The following is a 26,336-nucleotide window of genomic DNA, read 5'->3' on the forward strand; positions in this document are numbered from 1 at the left end:
TTATCCAGCGTTGGCGCTGCATGAATGAGCCGATATACTGTATATAAATACATGAACGAGGTCGCCGCCATGCCGCCGTTCGACCAGCAGCAGCCGCGCAAGGGACGCGGCGCCACCTATAACCCCGACAACCGCTTTGCACCCACGCGCAGTGAAACGGAAGACGACGGCTGGTGGCAGGAGGCGATGCCGACGCGCCTGGCCACCGTGGTCAGCAATGAACGAGCCCGCAGCGCACTCTCCTGGAACGATTCGCCGGATCTCGGCTTCGACCGCTCGCTGAACCCCTACCGCGGCTGCGAGCATGGCTGCATCTACTGCTACGCCCGGCCCAGTCACGCTTACTGGGATCTCTCCCCGGGGCTCGACTTCGAAACCCGGCTGATCGCCCGGAGCGGCCTGGTGGAGCGGTTGCGCGAAGAGTTCTGCAAGCGCAGCTACGTGTGCCGGCCCATCGCCCTGTCCGGCAATACCGACTGCTATCAGCCACTGGAAGCGGAGCGTGGTTCCACCCGCGAGATATTGGCCTTCCTGCTCGAATGCCGCCATCCGGTCTCGATCATCACCAAGAGCGCCCTGATCCTGCGCGACTTGGATTTACTGGCCGAGCTCGCGCGCCGGCGCCTGGTCCGGGTGGCGATCAGCCTCACCAGTCTGGATACCGAGCTCAAGCGCAGCCTGGAACCGCGCACCGCCTCTCCCGCTGCCCGTCTGCGTACCGTCGAGCGCTTGAAGGATGCCGGCATCCCGGTAGGTGTCATGGTCGCACCGATCATTCCGGGCTTGACCGACCACGAGCTGGAGCGCCTGCTCGAGGCGGCACGCGATGCCGGAGCGGAAACGGCCGGATGGACGCTGCTGCGCCTGCCGCGAGAGGTGGCCCCGCTGTTCGATGAGTGGTTGCAGGCGCATTATCCGCAGCGCGCCGGCAAGGTGATGAGCCTGATGCGCCAGTGCCGGGGCGGCGCCGAGTATGACAGTCGCTTCGGCAAGCGCATGCGCGGCGAGGGGATCTTCGCCCAGCTCATCGCCCAGCGCTTCGAAAAGGCGTGTCGCCGCCTGGGGCTCAACGACCCTGAGAAGCGCGACTTGCGCCAGTTGGACACCGCGGCCTTCAGGCCGCCCCGGACCCAGGGCGACCTGTTCGAATGAGCCGAGCAACGCAGAGAGAAACGGGCCAGGCGGAGGCTCAGCCAGGCCGTCGATCCTCGATGATGGTGCCGTGCTGCTGGACTTCGGCTTCGTGCGCCGCCTCTCGCCAAGGCTCGGCCAGCGCCTCCTCGTACCATTGCTGCATGGCAGGCAGCGACAGCAGCCGCGTGACGTAACCCATTGAAGGCTCACTGAGCGTGAGCCCGAAACTCTGCACGCGGAAGGCCACCGGGGCGAAGAAGGCATCCACCGCGGTGAAGGCCTCACCTGCCAGGAAAGGCCCTCCGAAACGGGTGAGCCCCTGCTGCCAGAGCTCATCGAGGCGGGCCAGGTTGCGTGCCAAGGCATCCGGCATGTGGTGCAGCTTCACCCTGACGCCGCAATTCATCGGACACAGGCTGCGCAGTGGGGAAAAGCCGGCGTGCATCTCGCTGCTGGCACAGCGCGCCCAGGTGCGCGCCTCCTCGTCGGCGGGCCATACGCCGGCGTAGCGCTCGGCCAGGTATTCGACGATCGCCAGTGACTCCCAGACGGTGCGTTCGCCATCCTCCAGACAGGGCACCAGCCCCGAGGGCGAGAAGGCTCGAAAGGTGCTCCAGTTCGAGTCGGCTTCGAAGGGAGTGAGTACCTCTTCGAAGCGAATCTCCTTCTGACGCATCAGCACCCAGGGGCGTAGCGACCATGAGGAGTAGTTCTTGTTGGCGATATGCAGACGATACATGGCGATACTCATCGCAGCGGGTCAAAACGGGAGCATAGCCGGCCACGGCCCGCTCCTGCCACAGGGATCCCCCCACAACGCGCCCCCTCGCCGCCGTGAGGCAACGTCAGGGAATCAGCACCGCCGCCCCGGTCAGCCTGCCCTCGCGCAGGTCGGCCAGCGCCTGGTTGGCCTGCTCCAGGGGGTAGGCGCGGGTCTCGGTGCGTATCGGCACGGTAGGGGCCAGAGCGAGAAACTCCTCACCGTCCTGGCGGGTGAGATTGGCCACCGATTTGATACTGCGCTCCTGCCACAGCAGGCGATAGGGAAAGGCGGGGATATCGGACATGTGAATGCCCCCGGAAACGACCGCCCCGCCCGGGCGCACCTGAGCCAGCGCCAGCGGTACCAGCTCGCCCACCGGCGCGAACAGCAGCGCGGCATCGAGCGGCTCGGGCGGCGCCTGGTCGGCATCGCCGGCCCATACCGCACCGAGCCGCAGCGCGAAGGCCTGGGCCGCGTCGTCGCCCGGCCGGGTGAAGGCATAGACCCGCTGCCCCCTGGCCACGGCCAGTTGGACAAGGATATGCGCGGCGGCACCGAAGCCATAGATCCCCAGGCGGCGGTTCTCTTCACCGCCTGCCAGGCGCCAGGTGCGATAGCCGATCAGCCCCGCGCACAGCAGCGGCGCGGCGGCCTGGGCGTCCTCGGCGACCAGGGGGAAACAGTAGCGGGCATCGGCCACGCCGTACTCGGCGTAGCCGCCATCGAGGGTGTAACCGGTGAATCGGGCTTGCGCGCAGAGGTTTTCACGGCCGGCCACACAGGCCTCGCATTCACCACAGGTCCAGCCCAGCCAGGGGACGCCGATACGCATGCCGGGCGACAGGGGCCCGACGCCCTCTCCCACCGCCGTGATCTCGCCGACGATCTCGTGCCCTGGCACCAGCGGCAGTCGCGGCGAAGGGAGCTCGCCGTCCACGACGTGCAGGTCGGTGCGGCATACGCCGCAGGCCAGCACACGATACTGCACCTGACCCACCTCGGGCTCAGGCCGGGACACCCACTCCAGCTGCAGCGGCTGGCCCGGGCCATGCAACCGCATGGCGCGCATCTGGCTCATGGCAGCCCCCTTGGAAGAAGTCTCTCACGGGAGCATAGCGCAGCCTCTCGGCTACGCTCAGCTCACAGTGACTTCGTAGCCGGTGAACTTGCGCAGGTTGATCACTCCCGAGTCGAGGATCAGGTACTGCCCCTTGAGGCCCAGCAGCGTACCGCTCACCCGCGCCTGCTTGTCGAAGTTGTGCGAAACGACCTTGCGCGGGAACTCCAGCACCGGGTAGTCGAAAGAGACCGGCGCTTCGTCGATTACGCGGAGGGTATCGACACCGAAACGCTCACGCAGCTGGCCTAGCCCACCGTCGAGACGGGCCAGGAGGCGATCACGCTCGGCCACGAGATCGAGCGCCTCCACCTCGCCCTTGAGCATGGCGCGCCAGTTGGTGCGGTCGGCCACCTCTTCCTTGAACAGCACTTCGACCAGGCCGGACTGCTGGCGCGTCTCCACCATCAGGATCGGCAGCGCCTGGATTGCGCCCTGGTCGAGCCAACGCGTCGGCACCTGGGTGCCCCGGGTGATGCCCACCTTGAGCCCCGAGGAGTTGGCCAGATAGATCACATGCGGCTGGAAGCAATGGCGCTCGGCCCACTCGGGCTCGCGGCAGGTGCCGGCATCGAAGTGGCAGGTCTCGGGCTTGACGATACAGGTATCGCACTGGGCCAGCTTCTTGAAGCAGGGGTAGCAGTAGCCTTGGGCGAAGCTCTTCTTGGTCGCCCGGCCGCAGTGGGTGCAGGCGATGGCGCCCGTCCAGTTCAGCTCGAGCGGCTGGCCCAGGCGTGCATTGAGGTCCAGGCGATGCTCGCCGGCGCGCAGCGTATACCTGACCGGCCCGCCCGGCTCCCCGGGCGCGATGGCCATCTTGCTCAGGCAGCCCTGCACGACCGGAGCCGCTTCTATCCGTCCACCTTCAATCACGGCTGGCATCCCGGGCCAGCCCCGCCAGTTCGGGCGGCACGTCGGTGCCGCTGCTGGCACTGCCGCAGGTACGCTGATCGAGGTAGCCGACGCGCTGCCCTTCGGGCACGTGGTTCTCGTGCTCGTAGCGAATCACCGCCTCGAGGCAGAGCTCGGTCTGCTCCGCGGTCAGCCTGCGCCCATCGGGCCACTTGCGCAGGGCCACCGCCTGCTTGAGGCTCTCGTAGATGGCCGGCGTCATCTGCCGGATCATCCGTTCGAAGGTCATATCACTCATGGGAAGTCTCTCGAAGTGACGGCTCAGTGAAGACGCCTGGCTCGGCCCGAATAATACCACCCCAGCAGAAGCCCCACGACCAGCCCCCCCAGGTGCGCCTCGTTAGCTACGTTGCCGAAGCCGACCGCTCCGGCCATGTCGGTCATGGTGAACACCATCCAGCCGAGCATGAAGACCACCAGCATCTGCGGCACGAAGAAGCCGCTATGCGGCGCCCGGCGCGACATCAGCCAGACGTACCCGAGCAGGGCGAAGTCGACACCCGACATGCCGCCGAACAGCACGGTGCCGGTGGCGTACTGGGCCAGGTTGGCGCCGACGCCTGCCACCAGCAGGATCGTCAGCATGCGCCCGCTGCCCTGCAGCGTCTCGACCTGGCGGCCAAAGTACCACAGCCACATCATGTTGAAGATCAGGTGCATCCAGCCGAAGTGGAGAAAGGCCGGCGACAGCAGCCGCCACACCTGCCCCGAGGCCAGCGCATCGGTGAGGTTGCCGAAGGCCAGTCCACCACCCACGACGGCGACCGGCACGATGGTCAGCATGGCCACCACAATGTCGCCGAGCACGCCCATCAGGGCGAAGACCAGCAGCGAAATGCCCAGCGCCGCGGTCGTGACCGGCACTTGACGCAGAGCTGCGGAAAGAGAAGCCCCACTCGTCGAACGGCGGCGCCGTTCCGGCATGATCCGCTCGCCGCGCTGCCAACGCGTCAGCAGTCGAACCAGCGCATCGTGCTGGGCGGGATCGGCGAGCCACAGCACCTGCCCTTCTGCCTCCTCGGTGAAGCGGTGTCCGATCCGGTGCGCCCACAGCGCTCGGCGCAGTTCGCTGGTGTCCGTTTCGTGGGGAAACAGCATGATGCGGTACATGAACTCTTCCTGAACCAACGTGTTATGAGCATCTTGCGCTGCGGCGGGGCTTTTCTCAAATCCACCAGAGGGGCACAGAAAAAATCCGGCGGAAGGGGGGCCGCCGGACAAGAGCAAGGGATCATTCAAGGGAACACCTACTCAGACGGGCGAGCCGAAAGGAAGTTCAGGCTGGCGACAAAAAAAGTTGTAAAACTTTGTATCCCTTTTCAGTCGAAGTCGATCTCCCACGGCCGAGGCCTCGCCGCCTCTTCCTGGGGCACCCGGACCCAGACGAAATGATTGGCATCCAGGCGCCGCTCGCCGCTCCAGCGGTAGGCCACCAGGCGGCCGAATTTCACCGCGCTGTAGTCGAGGCAGGCGATGTTGGCCGTGGGCAGCGCCGGAATGCCCTCGCACCAGTAGTGGCCAATGAACAGCGGCGGCTGATCGAGCCCGTAATGAGGCAGGCGGGCGCGTTCGTTCGCGGCCAGTTCCCGCTCCTCCAGGTCGTCGGGGAGGTTGTCGGGCTGGAAGATCACGTCACCCCAGGTGCGCGGCTCGCGGGCCCAGAAGTGGGCGCGGAAGCTATGCCGGGTGAAGCCATCGCCCGAGTGGATCTCCACGCCCTGAGGCAAGGGTATGTGCACGCCGCGAGTCAACCGGTCGAGCACCCGATAGGCCAGCGTATCCGATTCCACGGATTGACGCAGGAACGGCTCGTCGATGACGCCCCCGGGGCATTCGCGCTCGAGCGCATCGATCAGCTCCTGGTCCCAGCAGGCATGAACCACTCGGAACGCATCGAAATCGAGGTACAGCGGAATATCCATGAACCACGCCAGGGCCTCGTCCCACTCCGTGGGATGGTCGCGGTACTGATCGAGCGTCTCCTTGATGATGCGATTGTGCCGCGGGGAGTGGTCGCGCAGCCACTCGCGCCCGCCCTGGCGCGGTGCACGATGGCAGTAGGCCAGGGCATTGTATTCGTGATTGCCCATGACGATGTGGGCCTCGCCCTCCTCCACCATGCGCCGGGCAATGGACACGGCCAGGCGAATCCGCGGGCCTCGGTCGATCAGATCACCGAGGAAGATCGCCTTGCGCCGCGGATGGCGGTAGACGCCGCCGCGCTGGTGGTAGCCGAGCTTCTCGAGCAGCGCTCCGAGAGTCGCCCCGCAGCCGTGCACGTCGCCGATCAGGTCGTAGCCCTCTATTGCCGCCTGCCTCACGTCAATCCCCCAGCCGGTTGCTCCAGCCCAGCTTGCTGCGCAGGACCTCGTAGAAGTTATGACCGAGGGGATGCACCAATTGCACCCGCTGGGGCTTGCGCTTCACCACCAGAACGTCGTCCGGCTTGGCCACGGCGCGTGTCTGGCCGTCGCAGCTGATGTGCGGATAAGTCTGATTGGTCTCGCCGATGTGCACGTGGATCTCGCTGGCGGCATCGATGACGATGGGACGACTGGAGAGGGTATGCGGGAACATCGGCACCAGCTCGATCACGTCCAGCTTGGGATGCATGATCGAGCCGCCGCCCGACAGCGCATAGGCGGTGGAGCCGGTGGGCGTGGCCATGATCAGGCCGTCGCTGCGCTGGCTGCAGACGAACTGCCTGTCGATGAACAGCTCGAACTCGATCATGCGCACCGCCTTGCCGGGATGCAGCACGACTTCGTTGAGGGCATCGCCGTTGCCGACCAGGGTGCCGTCGCGATACAGCTCGGCATCGAGCAGGAAGCGCTCTTCGACCTCGTACTGGCCGTCCAGCACCTGGCCGACGCGTTCCTCCAGCTCGTCGGGTGAAATGTCGGTGAGAAAGCCCAGTCGCCCACGGTTGACCCCCAGCACCAGGGTGCCGCTGTGGCACAGCGTGCGCGCGGCGCCCAGCAGGCTGCCGTCACCGCCCACCACGATCACCAGGTCGCAGAGTTCGCCGAGGGTGCGTCGGCTGGCCTCGGGGTGGCCGTGGTCGAGCAGCACGGTGGCGGTGCGATCCTCGACGATGACGTGAAAGCCACGCGCGTCGAGGAAGCGCAGCAGGCGCTTCAAGGTCTCGACCACCTTGGCACTGCCCAGGCGGCCGATCAGGCCGATGTTCTTGAACCCGTCGTGCTCGTTCTGCATGCCCTGCTCTCTCGGATCATGGCCGCTCATTATGGAGGCTGGGTGCAGGGCGGGCAAACTCGGCTCAGGCAGCGGCGGGGGTGCGACGGCGCAGCCACCATTCGTTGAGCACCAGCGAGCCGACGATGATCGCCCCACCCAGTCCCAACCGCAGCAGGTCGGCGTCGCGGTTCCAGATCACCAGATTGACCAGCAGCCCGGCGGGGATCAGGGCGTTGTTCATGATTGCCAGCGCGCCGGCATCCACCCGGGTCGCCCCCAGGTTCCAGAAGAAGTAGCCAAGGCCCGAGGCCACCAGGCCCAGCCAGGCGAGAACGCCCCAATGCACTGGCGTGGCGGGCAGCGCCGCGGTATTGCCGAGCAGGGCGAAGGCCGGCAGTGCCACGACCAGCGCACCGAGATAGAACCAGGCAAAGACGCTGTGGCGCGGCAGCTCGGCGGGCAGCGTCACGGAGAAGCGTCGATAGCCCACCTGACCCAGCGCGAAGCAGAGATTGGCCCCCTGTACCACCAGGAAGCCGAGCCAGAAGCCGCTGTCGACCCCGTCGTAGCGGATCACCGCGGCCCCCAGCACGGCCAGGGCGGCGGTGAGCAGGTAGAACGGCGTGAAGCGGCCGAACAGCGCGTCGTCGAGCAGCGTCACATAGAGCGGCGTGAAGATGGTGAACAGCAGCACCTCCGGCACCGACAGCAGCAGGAAGGACTGGTAGAAGAAGATGTACATCACGCCGAGCTGCACCGCCCCCAGCCCCATCAGCGCCAGGCGCTGACGCCCGGCCAGCAGCCGCGGCCGCAGGAACGGCAGGAACACCAGGGCCGCCAGGCCGACGCGCATCAGCACCGCGAAGTAGCTGTCCACCTGGCCGGCGAGATAGACACCGATCAGCGAGAACGAGAAGGCCCAGAGCGCGGTGACGCCGATCAAATAGCCCACGGTTAACCTCTTTCTTCCTTTGGGTTGACGCGTGATTATACCGCCAAGCGGCGATCCATCAATGCGACTCTCGCTGCCGCGACTCGGGTGCGCGCGAGGGACAGGTGTCGGGCACATCGTCTCCCGTGCCGCCCCCCACCTCGCTCCTCTCGCGTCGCGTGGTGGCAAAATACTCCTCCAGGCGCGCCTCGGCCTCGTCGCCGAACAGGATCGCACACGCCTCGCGCAGCCCCGGAGACTGGCGCATCGTCTCCTCGTGCACCACCAGGGCGATCTTGGAGCGACGCCGCAGGAAGTCCTCCAGGCGCGTGATCATCTCGCGCCGCTTGGCGTAGTGCAGCTCGCAGCGCAGGTACTCGGTGCCCTCGATCAGCGCCTCGGCCTGGCGCGGGTCCTCGCGGATCTCCTCGAGCATCTCCAGCGCGTGGGTACCGTAGCGCCGCCACAGCCGGCTTGACAGCGGCTCGGAGGCGTCGGCCGCGGTCAGCTCGTCGAGGTGCATCAGCCTCGCCTGGTGCAGGAACTGGCGGCGCACCTGATCGGGCGGCTCACCGTACCAGCGGTGCTTCGGATAGGGCACCTCGATGCCCATGTCACCGACCGCGGCGACGATCTCCTCGCCCACGTTGAGGCAGTCGGTGAGCTTGCCGCCGAAGATGCTCAGGTGGGCATCGTGTGGATTGACGTCGATGGCGTGCTTGCGCGAGAGCTGCAGGAAGTCGCGCCCGCCGTCGCCTTCGGCCCTGATCGCCAGGGGCCGCACGCCGCAGCGGAGGGAGATGATGTCCTCCTTGTCCAGCGGCCGGTCGAGCTCGAGACGCTTGTTGATATTGTCGAGCACGAAGCGAATGTCGGCCTCGCTCGCGCTCACATCGGGCCGTTCGACGCGGGTGTCGGTGGTGCCGATACAGGTTCGCGGCCCCATGGGGATGACGAAGAACAGCCGTCCATCGTCGGCGAAGAACGCCAGCACCCGATGATTGTCGGTCAAGCGCGGCACGATCAGGTGGATGCCCTTGGAGTAGGCATGACGATGACGCGTGGCCTGACCGGTGAGGCCGTTGTGCTCGTCGACCCAGGGCCCGGCAGCGTTGATCAGGACCTTGGAGCGAATGACGAGCTCCCGCCCGGTGACGACGTCGCGAGCCTGCGTCACCCAATCACTGCCCTCGCGTCGCGCCCCCAGCGACTCGACGTAATTCGCCGCCACGGCGCCGTAGTTGAGCGCCCCGCGCACGAAGTTGAAGACGAAGCGGGCGTCGTTGTCGTGAAGGTAGGCGTCGGAGTACTCGAAACCGCCCACGGCCTCGCGCGTGTCGATGATCGCTTCGCTGTTGCGGATCGCTCGGGGCGAGAGGAAGCGCGGTATGCGGGTGAAACCGTTACCGATCAGCCAGTAGAGCCAGGCACCGGCCCACAGGTAGCGCGGGTGGTAGCGGAACCCCCGCGTGATGGTAGTCAGGAAGCGAATCTCCTGCACCGAGGCGGGATAGCTCCGGATCAGGTGATTGCGACTCAAGCAGAGTTTTCTCACCAGCGCGAAGTCGCGGCTCTCCATGTACTTGATACCGCCCCACACCAGATTGGAGGAGTGCATACTGGTGCTGCCGGCGAAGTCGCCGCGGTCGATCAGCGCGACCCGCACGCCCTTGCCGGCCAGAGCGGCCGCCGAGGCCGCGCCGTTGATCCCGCCACCCACGATCAGGACGTCGAACGCCTCGCCGCCGAGTTTCTCGACGTTACTGCTACGCAGTTCCATGTGCGGACCTTTTACAAGCAAAGGCCCCGTTCGGCGAGCGCCGAACGGGGCCTGGAATGACCCGGACGGGCTACCGGAAACACGTGGTTCGTTGTCGGCCCGGCGCGGTGGCCGGGCCCTGGCCGCGTCGGGCGCCTCGCCCGACGCCGGCTGCTTACTGACGTGTACCGGCGGCCATCCACTCCTCCATCATCTCGTCGTAAGGCACGGTGGTGCCCTGCGGCATCTCGTCGTCCAGCTTGGCCTTGGGCGAGCCCTCCTGCGACAGCCACTCCTCCGGGTCGCGCTCCTCGTTGAGCATCGGCGGGTAGGCCTCGAACACGTTGGCGCGCGCCAGACGTGCCATGATGCTGTCGAGCTCGCCGGCCAAGTCGTCGAGCGCCTCCTGGGGCGTGACCTCGCCGCTGACCGCGGGTGCCAGATTCTGCCACCACAGCGGCGCCATGCGCGGGTAGTCGGGCACGTTGGTCGAGGACGGGGTCCAGTTGGACTCATTGGGGCTGCGATAGAACTCCACCAGCCCCCCCAGCTTCGGTGCCATCTCGCTCATCTGATCGGAGAAGATGTCGGACTCGCGAATCGGCGTGAGGCCGGCCATCAGCTTCTCCAGCGACACGCTCTTGGAGACGGCGAACTGGGCGAACAGCCAGGCCGCGGTGCGCCGGTCCTCCGGGGTGGAATCGAAGAAGGTCCAGGAGCCCACGTCCTGATAGCCCACCTTCATGCCCTCCTCCCAGTACGGTCCGGTGGGCGACGGCGCCATGCGCCACTTGGGGTTGCCCTCGTCATCGGTGACCGGCAGCCCCGGGTCGGTCATGTCGGCGGTGAAGGCGGTATACCAGAAGATCTGCTGGGCGATGTTGCCCTGGGCGGGTACGGGCCCGGCCTCGCCGAAGGTCATGCCCTGCGCTTCGGGCGGCGCGTACTTGTCCAGCCACTCGACCATCTTGGTCACGGCGAAGACCGCCGCCGGTGAGTTGGTCGCCCCGCCGCGACTGACGCTGGCGCCCACCGGACGGCTCTCCTCGTCGACGCGAATGCCCCAGTCGTCCACCGGGTTGCCGAACGGCACGCCGGGGCTGCCCATGCCGGCCATGGAGAGCCAGGAGTCGTGGAAGCGCCAGCCCAGCGACGGGTCGCGGCGGCCATAGTCCATATGGCCGTAGACCCGTTCGCCGTCGATCTCGCCAACGTGCTCGGTGAAGAATTCGGCGATGTCCTCGTAGGCGGTCCAGTTGGTCGGCACGCCCAGGTCGTAGCCATAGATCTCGCGGAACTGCTCCTGCAGGTCCTCGCGCTGGAACCAGTCGTAGCGGAACCAGTAGAGGTTGGCGAACTGCTGGTCGGGCAGTTGATAGAGGTTGCCGTCGGGCCCGGTGCCATACTGCAGGCCGATGAAGTCATCGAGATCCAGCGTCGGCAGGGTGTAGTCCTTCCACTCGTTCTCCATCGCCTGGGTCAGGTTGACGGTAGTGCCGTAGCGGATATGCGTGCCGATGGCATCCGAGTCGTTGACGTAGGCGTCGTAGATGTTGCGTCCGGTCTGCATCTGGGTCTGCATGTTGTCCACCACATCGCCCTCGCCGATGATGTTGTGGGTAACCCGGATACCAGTGAGTTCCTCGAAGGCGGGTGCCAGCACGTCGCGCTCCCAGACGTGCGTGGTGAGGCCCTCGGCGACGGTATTGATCTCCATGCCACGAAACGACTCCGCGGCCTCGGCGAACCACAGCAGTTCCTCGATCTGCTCCTCGCGGGAGAGCGTCGAGTTCTGGAAGTGCTCGTCGACCAGCCGTTCGGCGATCGCGCGTGCATCGTCTGATTGGGCGTGCAGGCCGGCCGAGGCGAGCATCAGGCCGCCCGCGATCGCCGTCAGTTGGATCCTTTTATTCTTCATGTTGACCTCGTTCTGCGTGTGGATGTCATCCTTGACGTGGTTATCGTCCGTACGGCCTTGGTTCAGCCCCAGCGCATCAGCACCAGCAACCAGAGGACGGAGATCCCCAGGGCAAACCAAATCGAGAGCTCGGTGAAACCGACCACCGCCAGGTGGACGTAGGCGGCGGAGAGCAGCCCGATGAAGAGCCGGTCACCGCGGGTGGTGGCGATCGGCAGGAAGCCGCGCCGTTCAACGCTGGGGGACGCCAGCTCCCAGGCCGTCATGGCGCACAGGATGGCAGCGATGACGGAGAAGAAGATTGCCGTGGGCAGGGTCCAGACCATCCATTCCATCGTGGTTTCCTCCCCTTCAGGTACGGCCCAGGGCGAAGCCCTTGGCGATGTGGTTGCGCACGAAATAGACCACCACGATGCCCGGGACGATGGTCAGTACGCCGGCAGCGGCCAGGGTGCCCCAGTCGATCCCCGAGGCGGTCGAGGTGCGCGTCATGATCGAGGCGATCGGCTGCGCGTTGGTGGCGGTCAGGGTGCGAGAGAGCAGCAACTCCACCCAGGAGAACATGAACAGGAAGAACAGCGTCACGCCGATCCCCGAGCGGATCATGGGCAGGAAGATCGTGACGAAGAAGCGCGGAAAGCTGTAGCCGTCGATGTAGGCGGTTTCGTCGACCTCCTTGGGCACGCTGCTCATGAAGCCCTCGAGGATCCACACCGCCAGCGGAATGTTGAACAGGCAGTGGGCCAGCGCCACGGCGATATGGGTATCGAACAAGCCCACCGAGTAGTAGAGCTGGAAGTAAGGCAGCAGGAACACCGCCGGCGGCGCCATGAGGTTGGTCAGCAGCCAGAAGAACAGGTGCTTGTCGCCGATGAACGTGAAACGGCTGAAGGCGTAGGCGGCGGGCAGCGCCACCGAGATGCTGATCAGCATGTTCATCAGCACGTAGGCCAGCGAATTCACGTAGCCCATGTACCAGTTGGCATCGGTGAAGATGCCGACGTAGTTGCCCAGGGTGAAACTCTGCGGCCAGAACGAGAAGCTGCCGAGAATCTCGCTGTTGGTCTGGAACGAGATATTGAGCAGCCAGTAGATCGGCAGCAGCACGAAGACGAGATAGAGCCCGAGCAACGTGCGGCGACGCCAGCGAATGGTCGCGGAGCGTGCCTGCTTGCGTCGCCGCGCGGCGCTTTCGGCGGCCTGCTGGCGTACGCTTTCGGGCGTGGTCGGTACGGAGCGGGTCATGTCAGGCTCCTCCCTGAGCGGTGTGGTCTTTCTGGCTGTTCATGATGGCGGTGTAGAAGATCCAGCAGACCAGCAGGATGATGAGGAAGTAGATCAGCGAAAAGGCGGCAGAGGGCCCCAGATCCTGCTGCGCGATGGCCATGGTGGTCAGCGACTGGCTGAGGAAGGTGGTGGAACTGCCCGGGCCGCCGCCGGTGAGCACGAACGGCTCGGCGTAGATCATGAAAGAGTGCATGAAGCGCAGCAGCACGCCGATCACCAGTACGTTGGTCAGCTTGGGCAGCTGGATGTAGCGGAACACGGCCCACTTCGTAGCTCGGTCGATGCGTGCCGCCTGGTAGTAGGCGTCGGGAATCGCACGCAGGCCGCTGTAGCACAGCAGGGCGATCAGCGGGGTCCAGTGCCATACGTCCATCAGCACGATGGTGGCCCAGGCATCCGAAGCGTTGCGGGTGATGTTGTAGGGGTAGCCCAGCTCACGGATGCCCACCCCCATCAGCCCGATGTCGCCGCGAGTGAAGAGCTGCCAGATGCTGCCCACCACGTTCCACGGGATCAGCAGCGGCAGCGTGATCAGGATCAGCACCGCGGAGGCCTGCCAGCCGCGCTTGGGCATCAGCAGGGCGATACCGATGCCCAGCGGCACCTCGATCGCCAGGATGGTGAAGGAAAAGGCGAACTGACGCAGCAGTGCCGCCTGCAGGGAGCGGTCGTTGAGAATCGCCTCGAACCACTCGGTGCCGGTGAAGAAGCGCGTATTGGCGTCGAACACGTCCTGGACCGAGTAGTTGACTACCGTCATCAGCGGAATGATGGCCGAGAACGCCACCAGCAGCAGCATGGGCAGGATCAGGAACCATGCCCGATTGTCGTGGACCTTGTTCATTGCCCCACCTCCACGCGGAACTCGTCGATATAAAGGTGCAGCCACGCCGCGGGGAAGCGGACGAACGCCTGCCGCGGCGGCAGCGGCTGGTCCTCTCCCAGGCGCGCACGAAACGTCTCGCCGGCGAACGCGAACGACACGACGCGGTAGGTGCCGAGATCCTGGACGGCGTCGATCTCGATCGGGTAGGCGTCCGCGGCCGGGCTCCCCAGCACCTCGACGAACTCCGGGCGGATGCCGAGCTTGATGTTGCGCGAACGGGCCTGCTGGATGGCGCCCTGAAGCGCCGGGGAAAGGACCAGGTCGACGGTACCGGCCCGCGCCCCGCTGTCGGTTCTCGCCACCGGCATGAGGTTCATGCCCGGACTGCCGATGAAATATCCGACGAAGGTGTGCGCGGGTGTCTCGAACAGCTCGCGTGGGGTGCCGAACTGCACCACCTGCCCCTCGTACATCACCGCGATCTTGTCGGCGAAGGTCGAGGCTTCGAGCTGGTCGTGGGTCACGTAGATCATGGTGATGTTGAAGCGCTCGTGGATCTCCTTGAGCTTGCGCCGCAGCTTCCACTTGAGCTGGGGATCGATCACCGTGAGCGGCTCGTCGAAGAGGATCGCCGAGACGTCGTCGCGTACCAGGCCGCGCCCCATGGAGACCTTCTGCTTCTCGTCGGCGGTCAGGTTGCGCGCCTTGCGCTTGAGCAGCGAGGTCAGATCGAGCACGTCGGCCACTTCGGCCACGCGCTCGCGGACCTTCGCCTCGGGCGTACCCACGTTGCGCAGCGGGAAGGCCAGGTTGTCGTAGACGCTCATGGTGTCGTAGACCACCGGGAACTGGAACACCTGGGCAATGTTGCGCTCCTCGGGCGGCAGCTCGTTCATGACCTGGTCGTCGAACAGCACCTGGCCGTCCGAAGGCGTGAGCAGGCCGGAAATGATATTGAGCAGCGTCGACTTGCCGCAGCCGGACGGCCCCAGCAACGCATAGGCGCCTCCCTGCTGCCACACGTGCTCCATCTCGCGAATGGCATAGTCATCGGGGCCCGAGGGATTCGGCGCATAGCTGTGCGCCAGCGACTTGAGAGTGATCTGGGCCATCAGTGCGCTCCAGGGCGTGCGGGGATATGCACGACGTCGCCATGCCGATCGAAGGCGTAGATCTTGTGGGTCGGAAAATAGACCTTGATCTCCTGATCGACGGAAAACGGATGGATACCGGCCAGGTGCAGTACCAGATGGAAGAGGTCGTTGTGCACGTGCAGGAAGGTTTCGGAGCCGCTGATCTCGGCGATATCGACCTTCATCCTCAACTCCAGGTCGTCCTCCGCCTGACGCTGCAGCCCGATGTGAGAGGCGCGTACGCCAAATTGGTACTGGCCCGGCGCCAGGCTCGCCAGATCCCGATTGAGCGGGAAATGCACGTCGCGGTCGAAGGTGACCTCCGAGCCCGACACCATCGCCGGCACGACGTTGATGGGCGGTTCGGAGAACATCTCGGCGGTCAGCACGTCGCGCGGGCGATGGTAGACGTCCTCGGTGGGGCCGTACTGCAGCAGGCGCCCCTCGTGCAGCACGGCGGTGTGCCCACCCAGCGCCAGCGCCTCGTTGGGCTCGGTGGTGGCGTACACGGCGATGCAGTTGCGCGCCTTGAACAGTTCGCGCAGCTCCTCGCGGAACTCCTCGCGCAGCTTGTAGTCGAGGTTGACCAGCGGCTCGTCGAACAGAATCAGGTCGGCGTCCTTGACCAACGCCCGGCCCATGGCGGTACGCTGCTGCTGGCCGCCGGAGAGTTCCGCCGGGTAGCGTTCGAGCAGATGCTCGATGTGCAGCATGGTGGCGGTCTCGTGGACCCGCTGACGAATCTCCTCCGCCGGCACGCGCGCCAGCTTGAGCGGCGAGGCGATGTTGTCAAAGACGCTGAGGCCCGGGTAGTTGATGAACTGCTGATAGACCATCGAGACGTTGCGCTTGCGTACCGATTTGCGCGTCACGTCTTCGCCATGCATCAGCACGCGGCCTCGCGTCGGGGTCTCGAGGCCGGCCATGATCCGCATCAGCGTCGTCTTGCCGGCCAGCGTTCTTCCCAGCAGGACGTTGAAGGAGCCGGGAGCCAACTCGAGGTTGACCCCCTCGATATGTGTGGCCCCATTGACCACGTGGTCGATGTTTTCCAGTATCAGAGACATGCTGAACTCTTTGCCATCGTGTTGGAGTCGTTGTAGGAAGCGGCGCGGGCACTCCGACTCGACCGTCCAGCGGCAGGCGTGCCTCGAGACGGCCTGGGAAGCGGTCGTGTCTTGCTCGTAGGGAATGGGTGGGACATGGTCTCGCCCTGTTGTTCTTGTCGGGTCGTTACTCATTGAGGTCGCGGCAAACGAACAGGGAAAGGCACCAATGTTCGATTTTGAACGAAAACGAACCTCAAATGTTCGATTTACGATAGCGAGACTAGCCCAGAGAGCGCTGAGCGGCAACGCTCGTGTTCGAATAAGTACCTAGACCATGGTCTAATCTGGAAAGATGCCAGGCGGCAGCGGACGCTTCCCTCCCGGTGTCGCTCGGCGCTGTCCTTTCGTTTGAGGCGACACTGTTCGGTTCCGAAGATGGCATGCGCGCGGCCCCGATCAGCCCAGCCTGCGCCTCAACCATGACCAGGCATAGATACAGCCCGGCACCCAGCCCAGCAGCGTGAGACACAGGCAGACGATCACACGGCGCCCTCCTCCTTGCGCAAGGCCAACGGCCAGCGGCGGCAGCAGCACGGCAAGCGCCTTGTAGGAGAAGCGAAGCGCGGCCGACGCCTGCCAGGCTGACGACGTAGGAGCCCGCGCCTGCCGCGCATCGCCGGTGGCCGGCCCGGCGTCTGTCGAGGGGATGTACGTCTCTACCGCGGTGCTCGCTTCGCGTTCGGTCCGGGCGGTTTGTCCGGCCTGGCGATGTGCCTGGTGATCGAACTTCTGGTCGATGGCTTCCGCCCCCTCGGCCAGCGCCTCGTGATAGCGCTCCCAGTCCTCCCAGTCGAAGGGCGTACCGGCGCGCGGCTGGTGTCCGCCCGCCTCACGTGCGCGCTCCCAAGCCTTCTCCTCCAGGGTGTTGGGGCGCTCCTCGTCCCGACTGCCATCGAGCCCCTTTCTCGCCAGATATTCGCGTGCATCCATGTCCACCTCCCGCTCTCGAGCATCCGGTTTGCCGCCTCTGCCTCACAAGCTAGCCTACCCTCACCCTATTTGGAGCCACCCGGCCCCGGCCATGTTCCGTCGCGGCCTTCGCCCGCGCCCGGCACCAGCGTTGGCAAGATGTTGAAGACCTACCTTATATCCGGGTCGACTCGGCTATGCTGTAGATATCCCGCCAAGAGCGATCGAAACAAGGAGATGCGCCATGCCCAACAGGGCCCCTACCATCGTTCGCGAGATCATGTCCCGGGATTGCTACCGGGTCACCGGCAACACGTCGATCATCACCCTGGCCGAAGGATTGGCCCTGCATCGCCTGCCTGGCGTGCCGGTCGTCGACGATCACGACCAGTTGATCGGCTTCATCTCCGAGCAGGACGTGATGGGCAAGCTGCTCCAGAGCGCCTACCTGAACGACGAAGCCCCCCTGGTCAAGGAGCTGATGCGCAACGAGGTGCTCTCCGTTTCGCCCACCAAGAGCATCACCGACCTGGCCCAGGAGATGCTGGGCCAGAAGCCCAAGGTGTTCCCTGTGACCGAGCAGGGTCGCCTGTGCGGCATCGTGACCCGTCGCGACGTGCTGACCGCCATCCTGCGCATGCGATACAGCTGAAGCCGGCGCCCCGCCGCCCCACCCCGGAAACGAACGAGCCCTGCCCGGCGGCAGGGCTCGTTCGTTCGCCTGAACCCTCGACGTAAGCGACAGACAAAAAACCGCCCATGGAGACCATGGGCGGCAAAGATCGAAACTGCGAGCCAGAGCAACAGTGTTAGCGACTGCCATCGCGCTGTTGCCTGTACCAGATATGACAGCAGCAAGCAAAAAAGTTCGCCACTGTTCGTTAATTTTTTTGTCGCTCGTGGAAAACAAGCACTTATCGCTCGGGAAAGGAGAATTTCACCGTCCCGCTTGCAAAGCTCAACCCCTTGGTTTTACTATCGAATCCGCTCTGCGGGTGTAGCTCAATGGTAGAGCAGAAGCTTCCCAAGCTTAAGACGAGGGTTCGATTCCCTTCACCCGCTCCAGCAGCCGCCGCTGCGGCGGCCGGTTCGCCTCTTCCCAGCGTGGCTTCCCCATGGCTCTGTTCCTGCTTATCTTCGCCGTCTGTCTGTTCGTCATCGGCGGCGTGGTGCTGATCCTGCTGTTCTCGCGCACACCGCGCTATCGCACCGAGCCGGAGCAGCTGCTCGAGCTGTTCGACAAGGCGTTGGACAACCAGGTCGGGGAGAACGAGTGGAACCTGGTGATCAACTACCCGATCCGCCACGACGACTACCTCGACGGCGTGAGGCGCCGTGCCCAGCATCTGATGCAGGAGCATGGCCGCCCCTGGCAGGTCGCCCAAGGCAAGCCGCTGCTCGACAAGACCGGCCAAGAGGAGCTGGCTGCGCTGCGCTCCCATCTGGCTGCCCACCAGCGCCTGCGCGAGCGGCAGCGCAACCAGCCTTAGCGTCGAACAGACGCCGAGTATGGTATGCTCGGGTGCGATAGCCAGCACACGGGAGCTTCATATGCCCAGTGTCATACGCCAGACGCCGCTCGATACCGCTACCCAGCACCACGCGCACGATTTTCATCAGATCGTCATCGGTCTGCAGGGGCGGGCGGAATTCGAGATCGAAGGCCTGGGAGGGGCGATCTCGGCATTGTCGGGCTGCATCGTACCCGCCAACCACGTGCACTACTACATGGGCCAGGGCGAGAACCGCCAGCTCATACTCGACCTGCCCGCCAACGCCCCCTCGCTCACCGGCTATCACCATGAGCTGTCACGATTGTTCGATGCGCCGCGCTTTTTCGCCCTCGACAAGCCGCTCAAGCACTACCTGGACTTCCTCCTGCTCGAGCAGGCCAGCGGCCAAGCGAGCCTGAACACCGCCCAGAGCGACCGGCTGGCGGCGACCTTTCTCGGCTGCCTGCACGCCAGGCTTGGCGGAGAGACGCCACAGCCGTCGATGCGTCGGCTCGATCTGGTCAAGCTCGACCATTTCATCGACAGTCACTTGTCTTCGCCCATCACGGTGGCCGACCTTGCCGCCCAGGCATGCCTCAGCGAGGCCCACTTCCGCAGCCGCTTTCGCGAGCAGACCGGCCTGTCGCCCTGGCAGTACGTACGCCGGCGTCGCCTGGAAGCGGCCCGGCAGCTGCTCGCGGAGAGCCGTATGCCGCTGTCGCAGATCGCCCTGCACACCGGCTTTGCCCACCAGAGCGCCCTGTCCCATGCGTTCCGCAGCGCCTACGGCTGCCCGCCGAGCCAGCTTCGCCGTGCCCAACCGGACAGCGCCACGGCCCTCGCTTCCAACCGATTACAACATACGACTTAAGTCGTAATTGCAATCCCCGCATCGCCAAGTTCCGCGAATTCTGCAAATACTCCGGGGTTTTTGACAAGCAGGCCCGGCGTACGCCCCCTACAGTCAAGGATGACGCACCCATGCTCGGGTAGACCGCCTGGCGCATGGCTCTTGCCGTTTCAGGACGGGTGACATTCGGGGAATTCATATGCTCAACGCCAAAACAATGCTGGACACTGCCTCCTGGCAGCAGGATCTCGATACCCTGTTCTCGCGCATCAGCGACCATTACATCGTGGACGAAGAAACCTTCGTCAAGGAACTGGTCGAGGTGCTCAGCGCCAATCCCGAAGACTTCCGGCGCATTGCGGGCAAGACCGCCGAGCTGGTCCGCGAAGTGCGCGAGATGGACACTGCGGTCGACACGATCGATCAGCTGCTGCAGCAGTACAGCCTCGATACCCACGAAGGCCTGATGCTGATGTGCCTGGCCGAAGCCATGCTGCGTATTCCCGACACGGCCACCGCCGATGCGCTGATCGAGGACAAGCTAGGCCCCGCCGACTGGAAGGCCCACGTCGGACAGAGCGATTCCTGGTTGGTCAACGCCTCGACCTGGGGACTGCTGATGACCGGCCACGTGGTCACCCTCGACAAGCCGCGTGACGGCAAGCCCTCGGGCTTCATCAACCGCATGGTCAACCGCATGGGCGAGCCGGTGATTCGTCGCGCCATGTACGAGGCGATGAAGATCATGGGCAAGCAGTTCGTGCTCGGCCGCGACATCGACGAGGCACTGAAGCGCTCCCGCCCCCTGTTCGACAAGGGCTACACCTACTCCTACGACATGCTCGGCGAGGCGGCGCGGACCCGGACCGATGCCAAGCGCTACTTCGACGACTATGCGCGCGCCATCGAACGGGTCGGCCTGACCAGCACCAACCTCACCGAACGTACCCCGGCGCCCTCCGTGTCGATCAAGCTCTCGGCGCTCCACCCGCGCTACGAGTTCGGTCGCCGCGAGCAGGTCCTGCGCGAACTGGTGGGCAGCGTGCGCGAACTGGCCGACATGGCTCGCCAGCGCGACGTGGCGCTGACCATCGACGCCGAGGAGGTCGATCGCCTGGAGCTGTCGCTGGAGGTGTTCCGCGCCGTTTACGAGAGCGATACCTGCCAGGGCTGGGGCCATTTCGGCCTGGTGGTGCAGGCCTACTCCAAGCGTGCGCTGCCGGTACTGCATTACCTCAACCGCCTGGCCGAGCGCCAGGGCGACGAAATCCCCGTACGCCTGGTCAAGGGCGCCTACTGGGACAGCGAGATCAAGGAGTCGCAGCAGCTCGGCGTCGAGGGCTATCCGGTCTACACGCGCAAGGCGTGCACCGACGTGGCCTACCTGGTCTGCGCCCGCTTCCTGCTTTCCGACCAGACTCGCGGCCGCATCTTCCCGCAGTTCGCCACCCACAACGCCCACACCATCAGCACCATCCTCGAGATGGGTAACGAAGCCACCCGCCCCTTCGAGTTCCAGCGTCTGCACGGCATGGGCGAGGCGCTCTACGATGCGGCCCTCAAGCGTGCGCCCAAGGGCACCTACTGCCGTATCTACGCCCCGGTGGGCGCCCACAAGGATCTGCTGCCCTATCTGGTGCGCCGCCTGCTGGAGAACGGCGCCAACTCCTCGTTCGTGCACCAGCTGGTCGACCCCAAGGTGCCGGTGGAAACGCTGTGCGTGCATCCGGTGGAGACGCTGGGCCAGTACCGCACCTTCGCCAATCCGCGGATTCCGCTGCCCAAGGACATCTATGGTGAAAAACGACGCAACTCAAGGGGAGTCAACCTCAACGTGCGCAGCCATTACGACCCGCTGATGAAGGCCATGTCGGGTTTCATGGAGCGCAGCTACGACGTCGGGCCCCTGCTGGCCTTCGAGGTGGAGCGCGACCCGGCCAACGTGCATGAGGTGTTCAGCCCCTACGACCGCCGTCAGCGGGTCGGCAGCGTGCAGTGGACCAGCCGCGACCAGGCCGCGCGCGCGGTGGATGCTGCCTGGGCCGCCTTCCCGCGCTGGGAAGCCACGCCGGTCGCCGAGCGCGCCGCCATCATTCGCCGCCTGGGCGACCTGATGGAAGAGAACCTGGCCGAGCTGATGACGCTGTGCTCGCGCGAGGGCGGCAAGCTGCTCACCGATGGCGTCGACGAGATCCGCGAGGCGGTGGACTTCTGCCGCTACTACGCCATGCGCGCCGAGGAGCAATTCGGCGAGCCGCTCGAACTGCCCGGCCCCACCGGCGAATCGAACCGCCTGATGCTGAGCGGCAAGGGGGTGTTCGCCGCGATCAGCCCGTGGAACTTCCCGGTGGCGATCTTCTGCGGTCAGATGGTGGCCGCCGCCGTGGCCGGCAACAGCGTACTGGCCAAGCCCGCCGAGCAGACCTCCATCGTCGCGCATCGCGTGGTCGAGCTGCTCTACGAAGCCGGCATGCCGCGCGACGTGGTGCAGCTGCTGCCGGGCGACGGCCCCACCGTGGGCAGCGTCCTCACCTCCGACCCGCGCATCACCGGTGTTGCCTTCACCGGCGGCACCGATACCGCCCAGATCATCAATCGCGCCCTGGCAGCCCGTGACAACGCCCCGCTGCCGGCGCTGGTCGCCGAGACCGGCGGCATGAACGCGCTGATCGTCGACTCCACCGCCCTGCCGGAGCAGGTCGTCGCCGACGTGGTCCAGTCCGCCTACCAGAGCGCCGGCCAGCGCTGCAGCGCCCTGCGCGTGCTCTACCTGCAGGACGACGTGGCCGACCGGGTCATCGAGATCCTGCGCGGCGCCATGGAGGAGCTGCACGTCGGCGACCCCCGCGACCTGGGTACCGATGTGGGGCCGGTGATCGACGAGGATGCGCGCAGTAACCTGCTGGCCCATATCGAGAGGCTGAAGGGAGAAGGCCGCCTGTTGGCCGAGACCCGGCTGGATCCGGCCCATACCGCCCATGGCACCTTCGTGCCGCCGGTGGCCTTCCGCATCGATGCCATCGACGCTCTCGAGCGGGAGCAGTTCGGCCCGGTGCTGCACGTAGTGCGCTACAAGGCCAGCGAGATCGAGCAGGTACTCGAATCGATCAACGCCAAGGGTTACGGGCTGACGTTCGGCGTGCATAGCCGCAATGAATCCTTTGCACAGCTCGTTGCTCAGAGGATTCGCGTTGGCAATGTGTACATAAACCGGAATATCATCGGCGCCGTCGTGGGCGTTCAGCCGTTCGGCGGACAGGGTCTTTCCGGCACCGGACCCAAGGCGGGCGGGCCGCACTACCTGCTGCGCTTCGCCACGGAGAAGACCGTGACCGTCAATACCGCCGCGCTGGGCGGCAACGCGTCACTGCTTGCGCTGGGAGACGAGTGACAAGGCTCGTCTTTTACCACAAGAACACTGAAGGAACCCCCAATGGTTGAGAACAACATGGCTATCGGCTTCACCTTCGCGGTGTACCTCATCGTGATGCTGGGCATCGGTATCGTTGCCTACAAACGCACCACCAACCTTTCCGACTATATCCTCGGTGGCCGCTCGCTCGGCCCCTGGACCTCGGCGATCTCGGCCGGTGCCTCGGACATGTCGGGCTGGCTGCTGCTCGGCCTGCCGGGCGCCGCCTACGTCAGCGGCATCTCGGCGAGCTGGATCGCTATCGGCCTGCTGATCGGCACCTGGCTCAACTGGTTGGTCGTGGCGCGTCGCCTGCGTCTTTACAGCTTCAAGGTCAGCGATGCGCTGACGCTGCCCGAGTACTTCGCCAATCGCTTCCGCGACAAGTCGCAGCTGCTACGGGTGATCTCGGCGGTGTTCATCCTGATGTTCTTCCTCTTCTACACCAGCTCCGGCCTGGTCGCCGGCGGCCGGCTGTTCGAGACGGTCTTCGGCTACGACTACTCGGTGGCAGTCACCATCGGCACCATCGCGGTGATCTCCTACACCTTCTTCGGCGGCTTCCTGGCGGTTTCGTGGACCGACCTGATCCAGGGCCTGATGATGGCCGCGGCGCTCGCCATCGTGCCGATCATCGCCTTCGGCGACCTGGGTGGCACCAGCGGCGCCGGCGCCGCGCTCGCCGCCGAGAGCGACTACATGCTCTCCTGGTTCCGCGATGCCTCCACCGGCGAGGCACTGAGCTTCATTGGCATCGTCAGCTCGCTGGCCTGGGGCCTGGGCTACTTCGGCCAGCCGCACATCCTGGCGCGCTTCGCCGCCATCCGCAGCGATCGCGACATCCCCGCCGCACGCCGCATCGCGGTGACCTGGACCGCCATTGCCCTGATCAGCTCGGTGGCCGTGGGACTGCTCGGGGTGGGCTTCGTGCAGCGCGACCTGGCCGACGGCGAGACCGTGTTCATGGTCATGGTCAACCTGATCTTCCATCCGGTGATCGCCGGCATCCTGCTCGCTGCCATCCTGGCCGCGATCATGTCCACCGCCGATTCCCAGCTGCTGGTCTCCTCCTCGGCGCTGACCGACGACTTCTACAAGGCGATCTTCCGCAAGGATGCCAGCCAGACCGAGCTGGTGTGGGTAGGCCGCCTGGCCGTCATCGCCATTGCCGTCCTGGCCTACCTGCTGGCACTCAACCCCGATGCCACCGTGCTCGACCTGGTCGCCTACGCTTGGGCCGGCTTCGGTGCCGCCTTCGGCCCGGCGCTGATCATGTCGCTCTACTGGCGTCGCATGAACAAGTGGGGCGCACTGGCCGGCATCGTGGTGGGCGGCGTCACCGTGGTGGTCTGGGCCGAGCTGTCCGGCGGCATCTTCGACCTCTACGAGATCGTCCCGGGCGTCATCCTGGCCTACCTCGCCATCGTAGTGGCGAGCCTGGCCACCGAGGAGCCGGACCTGCGCGTGACCGCCGACTTCGACACCTTCGACGAGGCGTGATTGACCGTCACCTGCCATGAGAAAGCCGCCTCCGGGCGGCTTTCTCGTCTTTCCGCTCATGCCAGCCAGAAGGCGCGCATCGCCACCAGCAGGGTAAAGGCCCCCAGCGCCACCAGGCTCACCGGAGGGCAGGTCGCGCGCCGTAGCCAGTGGCGGCGAAACTCGAGCCCCAGCGCCTGCATGAAGGCCGCGCCCAGCGCCCAGACGCCCAGGCCGATGGCCGGCATGCGCCACACCATCGACAGGCCGCTGAGCAGCTCGGGGCGGATCAACAGCCATAAGGCCAGCGCCGCGGCCACCAGCATGGCCGCCAGCGTCAACCACGTCGAGCGACCCTGAACTTCAGACAACATCGTGCCTCTCCCGTGGACTCCTACCCCAAGGCTTAGCCCTTCATGCCTCCCCGCGCCATGCTGCGTCACAACAATATTTGTACATCGCGTAGCACGTTATTAGTCATATTCATGGCTTTGAAATTAGGCAAGTGCGCGATTGTGTCAATCAATTATGCCAATAATGGCGATAACAAAATTAAACAGGACTTTTAGAAACACTGTTCTTATACTTCTCATCGTCCAATCTCGCCGGAACCTCCGGCCAGCCGAAACCTGGAGGAAACACTATATGAAACCGATTCGTCTGATTCCCGTGGTTGCCCTCGCTGCCGGCTCCCTGTTCGCCAGCCAAGCAGTACTGGCCTATGGCGCCGGCGATGCTTTCGTACGTGGCGGCTTCGCCAAGTCGGATACCACCTCCGACAATGGCATCGCCGACGGCATCAGCAGCGGCGAGACCGGCTTCACCTACGGCGCCGGCTACCTGTTCCACGACAAGATCGGCGTCGAGCTGAACGGCTCCGAAAAAATCGAGCATGACGTGTCGCTCGGCGGCGGCACGGGCACCATCGACCGCATGCCGGTCAACCTGCTGGTGAACTACTATCCGCTCGGCGGGCTGGATTCAAAAGTTCAACCCTACGTCGGCGCCGGTCTCAACTACACCCGCTTCTCCGGCGAGCCGGAAGGTATCGACGCACGCCGCTCCTACGGCGCCGTGGGTCAGGTCGGGATCGATCTCGCCGTGACCGAAAACTTCATGCTCAACGGCTTCGCCAACTATGCCGACGTCGATTCCGACATTTCGGTCAATGGAAACGAGATCGGGGAAGCCAAGGTCGACCCGATGACCATCGGCGGTGGCGTCACCTTCCGCTTCTGAACCAAGCGAAGCCTTGTCGCACCGAAACGCCGGGCCATGCCCGGCGTTTTTCGTCCTACAGCTTTCCCATCTCGTCTTTCGGCATTAAAGAAATATTGTAAATACCTATTTAGTTGCCGAGACAACTATTGTCATGGGTCAATATTCCGCCGCCAAGCCCTGAGTAGACTGACTTCGTTTTGTTGGCAGCCCAGGCTGCTCCTTTGCTAACGACAGGAGTCGACTCATGCGCAAGCAAGCCCTTCCCTCCCTGTTCACCGCCGGCCTCACGGCGACGGCCCTTCTCGCCAGCAGCCAAGTGCTCGCCTACAACCAGGGCGACTTCATCACCCGCGTAGGCGTCGCCCATGTCGACCCCAAGAGCGGCAACGGCAGCCTGGCGGGCGGCGTGTACGACGTCGATGTGGACAGCGATACCAACCTGGGGTTTACCCTGGGCTACCTGTTCCACGACAAGCTGGGCATCGAGCTGCTGGCGGCGCTGCCGTTCAAGCACGACATCGAACTCAACGGCGTCGAGGCCGCCTCCACCAAGCACCTGCCACCGACCCTGACCCTGCAGTACTACCCGCTGGGCGGCACCGGCACCCAAGTTCAGCCCTACGCTGGCGTCGGCCTCAACTACACCCACTTCTTCAGTGAAGAGATCGACCTCGATGGCGTGGACCTGGAGCTCGAGAGCTCCTGGGGGCTGGCCGGTCAGTTGGGACTCGACGTGCGCCTGAATGACAATTGGGGCGTCAATGCCGCCGCCTGGTACGTCGATATCGATACCGACGCCAGCCTGAACGGTACGGAGGTCGGCAAGGTGAGTATCGACCCCTGGGTCTTCATGGCCGGGATCAGCTATCGCTTCTGAGAACCCGC

At 65.1% G+C, this 26,336-nt stretch carries 25 protein-coding genes and 1 tRNA gene; 9 read left to right on the forward strand and 17 right to left on the reverse strand.

Annotated elements, in window-relative coordinates; translation table 11 throughout:
* Positions 1-51: 51 nt before the first annotated feature.
* Positions 52-1,152, forward strand: coding sequence for a PA0069 family radical SAM protein (locus I4484_RS14015; protein WP_234283452.1), 1,101 nt, complete (start codon positions 52-54; stop codon positions 1,150-1,152).
* 37 nt (positions 1,153-1,189) lie between these two features.
* Here I4484_RS14015 and I4484_RS14020 read toward each other — a convergent pair whose 3' ends face one another.
* The 16 genes from I4484_RS14020 to I4484_RS14095 all read right to left on the reverse strand — a co-directional run bounded on the left by I4484_RS14020 (position 1,190) and on the right by I4484_RS14095 (position 17,017).
* Positions 1,190-1,873, reverse strand: a complete 684-nt coding sequence (locus tag I4484_RS14020) for a glutathione S-transferase family protein (protein ID WP_197447874.1) — start codon at positions 1,871-1,873, stop codon at positions 1,190-1,192.
* 106 nt (positions 1,874-1,979) lie between these two features.
* The gene (locus I4484_RS14025) at positions 1,980-2,975 is read right to left on the reverse strand and encodes a zinc-dependent alcohol dehydrogenase family protein (protein WP_197447875.1); all 996 of its coding nucleotides are present in this window, start codon (positions 2,973-2,975) and stop codon (positions 1,980-1,982) included.
* 57 nt (positions 2,976-3,032) lie between these two features.
* Positions 3,033-3,896, reverse strand: coding sequence for a DUF2797 domain-containing protein (locus I4484_RS14030; protein WP_197447876.1), 864 nt, complete (start codon positions 3,894-3,896; stop codon positions 3,033-3,035).
* A complete protein-coding gene (locus I4484_RS14035) occupies positions 3,880-4,164 on the reverse strand; it encodes a YeaC family protein (protein WP_197447877.1) in 285 nt (94 codons plus the stop codon). Before I4484_RS14035 ends, I4484_RS14030 begins: the two co-directional genes overlap by 17 nt.
* Before the next feature lie 23 nt (positions 4,165-4,187).
* Positions 4,188-5,036 carry a rhomboid family intramembrane serine protease gene (locus I4484_RS14040; protein WP_197447878.1) on the reverse strand — a complete coding sequence of 283 codons (849 nt, stop codon included), beginning with the start codon at positions 5,034-5,036 and terminating at the stop codon, positions 4,188-4,190.
* A 209-nt stretch (positions 5,037-5,245) separates the two neighbouring features.
* Positions 5,246-6,232, reverse strand: coding sequence for a metallophosphoesterase (locus tag I4484_RS14045; protein WP_197451055.1), 987 nt, complete (start codon positions 6,230-6,232; stop codon positions 5,246-5,248).
* Positions 6,233-6,248: 16 nt separating this feature from the next.
* A complete protein-coding gene (locus tag I4484_RS14050) occupies positions 6,249-7,142 on the reverse strand; it encodes an NAD(+) kinase (protein WP_197447879.1) in 894 nt (297 codons plus the stop codon).
* 64 nt (positions 7,143-7,206) lie between these two features.
* A complete protein-coding gene (locus I4484_RS14055) occupies positions 7,207-8,076 on the reverse strand; it encodes a carboxylate/amino acid/amine transporter (RefSeq protein ID WP_197447880.1) in 870 nt (289 codons plus the stop codon).
* Positions 8,077-8,134: 58 nt separating this feature from the next.
* Complete coding sequence (locus I4484_RS14060; RefSeq protein ID WP_197447881.1) at positions 8,135-9,835, reverse strand: glycerol-3-phosphate dehydrogenase/oxidase; 1,701 nt, start codon at positions 9,833-9,835, stop codon at positions 8,135-8,137.
* Between the two features lie 154 nt (positions 9,836-9,989).
* Positions 9,990-11,732, reverse strand: a complete 1,743-nt coding sequence (locus tag I4484_RS14065; protein WP_197447882.1) for an ABC transporter substrate-binding protein — start codon at positions 11,730-11,732, stop codon at positions 9,990-9,992.
* Between the two features lie 62 nt (positions 11,733-11,794).
* Positions 11,795-12,067, reverse strand: coding sequence for a DUF2160 domain-containing protein (locus I4484_RS14070; RefSeq protein WP_197447883.1), 273 nt, complete (start codon positions 12,065-12,067; stop codon positions 11,795-11,797).
* A gap of 16 nt (positions 12,068-12,083) precedes the next feature.
* Entirely contained in the window at positions 12,084-12,977 is an 894-nt protein-coding gene (locus I4484_RS14075; RefSeq protein ID WP_197447884.1) for a carbohydrate ABC transporter permease, read from the reverse strand.
* Position 12,978: 1 nt separating this feature from the next.
* Positions 12,979-13,863, reverse strand: a complete 885-nt coding sequence (locus tag I4484_RS14080; RefSeq protein ID WP_197447885.1) for a carbohydrate ABC transporter permease — start codon at positions 13,861-13,863, stop codon at positions 12,979-12,981.
* Positions 13,860-14,957, reverse strand: a complete 1,098-nt coding sequence (locus tag I4484_RS14085; protein WP_197447886.1) for an ABC transporter ATP-binding protein — start codon at positions 14,955-14,957, stop codon at positions 13,860-13,862. Before I4484_RS14085 ends, I4484_RS14080 begins: the two co-directional genes overlap by 4 nt.
* Positions 14,957-16,045: an ABC transporter ATP-binding protein gene (locus I4484_RS14090; RefSeq protein WP_197447887.1), complete on the reverse strand. Its 1,089-nt coding sequence runs from the start codon at positions 16,043-16,045 to the stop codon at positions 14,957-14,959. The genes I4484_RS14085 and I4484_RS14090 overlap by 1 nt, the downstream gene beginning before the upstream one ends.
* Before the next feature lie 438 nt (positions 16,046-16,483).
* The gene (locus I4484_RS14095) at positions 16,484-17,017 is read right to left on the reverse strand and encodes a YqaE/Pmp3 family membrane protein (protein WP_197447888.1); all 534 of its coding nucleotides are present in this window, start codon (positions 17,015-17,017) and stop codon (positions 16,484-16,486) included.
* 223 nt (positions 17,018-17,240) lie between these two features.
* On the opposite strand from I4484_RS14095, the gene I4484_RS14100 reads away from it, so the two are divergent.
* From I4484_RS14100 to putP, 6 genes are all read left to right on the forward strand, one after another.
* Positions 17,241-17,648 carry a CBS domain-containing protein gene (locus I4484_RS14100; RefSeq protein ID WP_197447889.1) on the forward strand — a complete coding sequence of 136 codons (408 nt, stop codon included), beginning with the start codon at positions 17,241-17,243 and terminating at the stop codon, positions 17,646-17,648.
* A gap of 339 nt (positions 17,649-17,987) precedes the next feature.
* Positions 17,988-18,061: transfer RNA gene (locus I4484_RS14105), tRNA-Gly, on the forward strand.
* Positions 18,062-18,111: 50 nt separating this feature from the next.
* Positions 18,112-18,486 carry a hypothetical protein gene (locus tag I4484_RS14110; RefSeq protein WP_197447890.1) on the forward strand — a complete coding sequence of 125 codons (375 nt, stop codon included), beginning with the start codon at positions 18,112-18,114 and terminating at the stop codon, positions 18,484-18,486.
* Between the two features lie 61 nt (positions 18,487-18,547).
* The gene (locus tag I4484_RS14115; protein ID WP_197447891.1) at positions 18,548-19,360 is read left to right on the forward strand and encodes an AraC family transcriptional regulator; all 813 of its coding nucleotides are present in this window, start codon (positions 18,548-18,550) and stop codon (positions 19,358-19,360) included.
* A 178-nt stretch (positions 19,361-19,538) separates the two neighbouring features.
* Complete coding sequence (gene putA, locus I4484_RS14120) at positions 19,539-22,730, forward strand: bifunctional proline dehydrogenase/L-glutamate gamma-semialdehyde dehydrogenase PutA (RefSeq protein WP_197447892.1); 3,192 nt, start codon at positions 19,539-19,541, stop codon at positions 22,728-22,730.
* Positions 22,731-22,772: 42 nt separating this feature from the next.
* A complete protein-coding gene (gene putP, locus I4484_RS14125) occupies positions 22,773-24,251 on the forward strand; it encodes a sodium/proline symporter PutP (RefSeq protein WP_197447893.1) in 1,479 nt (492 codons plus the stop codon).
* Between the two features lie 56 nt (positions 24,252-24,307).
* On the opposite strand, the gene I4484_RS14130 is transcribed toward putP, so the two are convergent.
* Positions 24,308-24,604 (reverse strand): hypothetical protein, encoded by a 297-nt coding sequence (locus I4484_RS14130; RefSeq protein ID WP_197447894.1) that lies wholly within the window; start codon positions 24,602-24,604, stop codon positions 24,308-24,310.
* Positions 24,605-24,875: 271 nt separating this feature from the next.
* Between I4484_RS14130 and I4484_RS14135 the strand changes: the two genes are divergently transcribed.
* Complete coding sequence (locus I4484_RS14135; RefSeq protein WP_197447895.1) at positions 24,876-25,469, forward strand: OmpW family protein; 594 nt, start codon at positions 24,876-24,878, stop codon at positions 25,467-25,469.
* Positions 25,470-25,695: 226 nt separating this feature from the next.
* Positions 25,696-26,328, forward strand: a complete 633-nt coding sequence (locus tag I4484_RS14140; RefSeq protein WP_197447896.1) for an OmpW family protein — start codon at positions 25,696-25,698, stop codon at positions 26,326-26,328.
* Positions 26,329-26,336: the final 8 nt, after the last annotated feature.

The organism is Halomonas sp. SS10-MC5, from assembly GCF_015992245.1.
GTDB lineage: Bacteria > Pseudomonadota > Gammaproteobacteria > Pseudomonadales > Halomonadaceae > Halomonas > Halomonas sulfidoxydans.

Excerpts from the sequence above, each read along its gene's own strand:
- I4484_RS14015 (WP_234283452.1), top strand. The coding sequence starts at position 52 with ATGAACGAGGTCGCCGCCATGCCGCCGTTCGACCAGCAGCAGCCGCGC.
- I4484_RS14020 (WP_197447874.1), bottom strand. The coding sequence starts at position 1,873 with ATGTATCGTCTGCATATCGCCAACAAGAACTACTCCTCATGGTCGCTA.
- I4484_RS14025 (WP_197447875.1), bottom strand. The coding sequence starts at position 2,975 with ATGAGCCAGATGCGCGCCATGCGGTTGCATGGCCCGGGCCAGCCGCTG.
- I4484_RS14030 (WP_197447876.1), bottom strand. The coding sequence starts at position 3,896 with ATGCCAGCCGTGATTGAAGGTGGACGGATAGAAGCGGCTCCGGTCGTG.
- I4484_RS14035 (WP_197447877.1), bottom strand. The coding sequence starts at position 4,164 with ATGAGTGATATGACCTTCGAACGGATGATCCGGCAGATGACGCCGGCC.
- I4484_RS14040 (WP_197447878.1), bottom strand. The coding sequence starts at position 5,036 with ATGTACCGCATCATGCTGTTTCCCCACGAAACGGACACCAGCGAACTG.
- I4484_RS14050 (WP_197447879.1), bottom strand. The coding sequence starts at position 7,142 with ATGCAGAACGAGCACGACGGGTTCAAGAACATCGGCCTGATCGGCCGC.
- I4484_RS14060 (WP_197447881.1), bottom strand. The coding sequence starts at position 9,835 with ATGGAACTGCGTAGCAGTAACGTCGAGAAACTCGGCGGCGAGGCGTTC.
- I4484_RS14065 (WP_197447882.1), bottom strand. The coding sequence starts at position 11,732 with ATGAAGAATAAAAGGATCCAACTGACGGCGATCGCGGGCGGCCTGATG.
- I4484_RS14070 (WP_197447883.1), bottom strand. The coding sequence starts at position 12,067 with ATGGAATGGATGGTCTGGACCCTGCCCACGGCAATCTTCTTCTCCGTC.
- I4484_RS14075 (WP_197447884.1), bottom strand. The coding sequence starts at position 12,977 with ATGACCCGCTCCGTACCGACCACGCCCGAAAGCGTACGCCAGCAGGCC.
- I4484_RS14080 (WP_197447885.1), bottom strand. The coding sequence starts at position 13,863 with ATGAACAAGGTCCACGACAATCGGGCATGGTTCCTGATCCTGCCCATG.
- I4484_RS14085 (WP_197447886.1), bottom strand. The coding sequence starts at position 14,957 with ATGGCCCAGATCACTCTCAAGTCGCTGGCGCACAGCTATGCGCCGAAT.
- I4484_RS14090 (WP_197447887.1), bottom strand. The coding sequence starts at position 16,045 with ATGTCTCTGATACTGGAAAACATCGACCACGTGGTCAATGGGGCCACA.
- I4484_RS14095 (WP_197447888.1), bottom strand. The coding sequence starts at position 17,017 with ATGGATGCACGCGAATATCTGGCGAGAAAGGGGCTCGATGGCAGTCGG.
- I4484_RS14100 (WP_197447889.1), top strand. The coding sequence starts at position 17,241 with ATGCCCAACAGGGCCCCTACCATCGTTCGCGAGATCATGTCCCGGGAT.
- I4484_RS14110 (WP_197447890.1), top strand. The coding sequence starts at position 18,112 with ATGGCTCTGTTCCTGCTTATCTTCGCCGTCTGTCTGTTCGTCATCGGC.
- I4484_RS14115 (WP_197447891.1), top strand. The coding sequence starts at position 18,548 with ATGCCCAGTGTCATACGCCAGACGCCGCTCGATACCGCTACCCAGCAC.
- putA (WP_197447892.1), top strand. The coding sequence starts at position 19,539 with ATGCTCAACGCCAAAACAATGCTGGACACTGCCTCCTGGCAGCAGGAT.
- putP (WP_197447893.1), top strand. The coding sequence starts at position 22,773 with ATGGTTGAGAACAACATGGCTATCGGCTTCACCTTCGCGGTGTACCTC.
- I4484_RS14130 (WP_197447894.1), bottom strand. The coding sequence starts at position 24,604 with ATGTTGTCTGAAGTTCAGGGTCGCTCGACGTGGTTGACGCTGGCGGCC.
- I4484_RS14135 (WP_197447895.1), top strand. The coding sequence starts at position 24,876 with ATGAAACCGATTCGTCTGATTCCCGTGGTTGCCCTCGCTGCCGGCTCC.
- I4484_RS14140 (WP_197447896.1), top strand. The coding sequence starts at position 25,696 with ATGCGCAAGCAAGCCCTTCCCTCCCTGTTCACCGCCGGCCTCACGGCG.